At 72.8% G+C, this 1067-nt stretch carries 2 protein-coding genes; one reads left to right on the plus strand and one right to left on the minus strand.

The window, feature by feature from the left end; genetic code table 11:
* A partial coding sequence (locus AC27IQ_RS25450) for a DJ-1/PfpI family protein (RefSeq protein ID WP_487091288.1) occupies positions 1-447 on the minus strand: 447 nt, incomplete at its 3' end.
* Between the two features lie 270 nt (positions 448-717).
* On the opposite strand from AC27IQ_RS25450, the gene AC27IQ_RS25455 reads away from it, so the two are divergent.
* Positions 718-1067, plus strand: a 350-nt coding sequence (locus AC27IQ_RS25455) for a GntR family transcriptional regulator (RefSeq protein ID WP_487091289.1), incomplete at its 3' end; no start/stop codon positions are given.

Consider the following 1067-nt stretch of genomic DNA (forward strand, 5'->3'; position numbering starts at 1 on the left):
CGGATGGCCCTGGCGCAGGCCGTCCACGCTGTCCCAGTGGGTGGTGGCGGGCCGCCCGTCCAGCAGGCCGGCGCGGGCCAGCAGCAGCGCGCCCGAGCACACCGACCCCACGCGCCGGGCGGTGCGCTCGGCCTGCCGCAGCCAGTCGTGCAGGGCGGTGTCGTCCAGCTGGGCGTCCACGCCCATGCCGCCGGGCACGAGGAGGGTATCCAGGCCAGGGAGCGCCACGTCGCGCCGCGCCGCGTCGGCCACCACGGCGAAGCCGGCGGAGCACGCCACCGGGCCAGCGGCCTCGGCCACCAGTTGCAGGGCGTAGGCCGGCGCGCGGCCCTGTCGCTCCATCTCGACATTGGCGGAGGCGAAGACCTGCAGCGGGCCGACCACATCCAGGCTCATGAAGCCGGGGTACAGCAGGCAGGCGATGCGGCGGGGGCGGGGTGGGGTCATGCGCCGCAGTGTCGCGCGGCGTGGCGGTGGCTGCAATGACAACCATCGCACAGATCCGGCCACTGTCTGCGGAGCCAGTCGGCCGCGCAGGCGCCACCGCATGGGGGTTTTCGCGGCCCAGGGAATCCCTGATGGGAAAGTGGCGGCTCCATCGCCATAATTATGTGAAATTACGCACATTGCCGCGCGATGCCGGCAGGTTGCGTTTCGTTGCCACCGCTTGCGAGGTCGATCGAGCCACTCACCGCCCCCCTGCCGCCGCTTTTTTTCATGTCCTCCCTTCCCGCCACCGCGCGCGCACTCCCCCTGTCCTTGCATTCCGAGGCGGCCGAGCGCATCCGCGAGCTGATCTTTGCCGGGCAGCTGCCCCCGGGCGGGTTCGTGGACGAGATCGCGCTGTGCGACCGGCTGGCCATCTCGCGCACGCCGCTGCGCGAGGCGCTCAAGGTGCTGGTGGCCGAGGGCCTGCTGCGCCACGAGCCGCGCCGGGGCTGCTTCGTGGCCGAGGTGACCGAGCGCGACCTGGACGAGATCTTCCCCGTCATCGCCCTGCTGGAGGGCCGCGCGGCGCACGAGGCCACCCTGCGCGCCAGCGAGGCGACCTGGCCGCGCTGGAGGGT

The sequence above is a fragment of the Acidovorax sp. KPB24-07 genome, from assembly GCF_057543315.1.